The sequence below is a fragment of the Loktanella sp. DJP18 genome (genome assembly GCF_049310965.1).
Lineage (GTDB): Bacteria > Pseudomonadota > Alphaproteobacteria > Rhodobacterales > Rhodobacteraceae > Loktanella.
Genome location: NZ_JBMERN010000341.1, coordinates 1 through 1,040, shown reverse-complemented (window position 1 = coordinate 1,040; position 1,040 = coordinate 1). Strand labels below are relative to the sequence as shown.

The following is a 1,040-nucleotide window of genomic DNA, read 5'->3' as shown; positions in this document are numbered from 1 at the left end:
ATCTGGCCCGGTAAGTAGCAGAGAAATTTAGCCGTAGGTGTAGAAACGGGCGTGTCGGACTGGGTGCACCTTACAAATGCAAGTTGACGACACCACATACCCTAAGCTGGCACTGTATTTGCCAGGACAAGGCGTCTCTCGATGAATGTGTTGTAAAATACCACTGCGTGTCGGTAGCCGAGAACATTCCTCGCTTTTGCTTGAATGCACTGCGGTGGTTTGCATTTTCACTGGGTGCCTTCATCTGTTGGTTCGAACCGGAATATCCGGAGTTTCAATCAAGTTTCCTGGAAAGGGAAAATGTAATGGCAGAGCGTTTGGTCGACATACTAGGCAGCAATGGACTGGTTATTCACACTTATCCTGTAACGCTCGGTGAATCCGGAGAAGCTGCCACTGACGAAGATTTTCAAGCTAAAGCACTGGAGGCCGCTGCCCATGGGCAGTTGGTTCCGGCTGCTGAACTCTCCGGCTTAACGGCTCGGATGCATCATAGCCGCGGGGGTCGAATGGAGCCTTACGGCGACGAGATCAGCAGTAGTTCAGAGACGAAGCTCAGTTTAGACCAGGCTGTCCGTGAGCGTGCGCACGCTCTGTGGGAGCAAGCAGGGCGGCCGGAGGGTCGTGCCGATGAATTCTGGAACCTGGCTCTCGACAAGCATTTGCGTGAGCGTGCCTACGTTCGCTGGCAGCAAGAGGGAAGTCCCGAGGGTGGGGCCGACGAAGATTGGGAAAGTACGCGCAAGTTTCAGTCCGAATAGCGAACCCATGATGCGGTCACCAACTCAGCCAAGGACGTCATTTAACTCATGACGGACGCGAACTAGGGCACCATTTAATGGTCAAAACCCTATAAGTACCTCTTATAGGGAAATGACCATTAAATCGGCTGAGTACCGGCGCGCCGGACGTGGCCGAGGGTGGCAGGCGGCTTACTGGCTGGAAGGGGACGCGGCGACCGCCAGCGAGCGTCTTGCAGCCGTACTGGGCGAACTGGCCGAGTGGCGTGCCGGCTAGCGTTTCCGCCTCTATGGATTTAG

1 protein-coding gene is annotated in these 1,040 nt (G+C 55.1%); it reads left to right on the top strand.

Annotation, left to right across the window (positions count from 1 at the left end; all coding sequences use genetic code 11):
* The first annotated feature begins 167 nt into the window (after positions 1–167).
* Entirely contained in the window at positions 168–761 is a 594-nt protein-coding gene (locus tag ACOI1H_RS25755; protein WP_422441180.1) for a DUF2934 domain-containing protein, read from the top strand.
* Positions 762–1,040 lie beyond the last annotated feature (279 nt).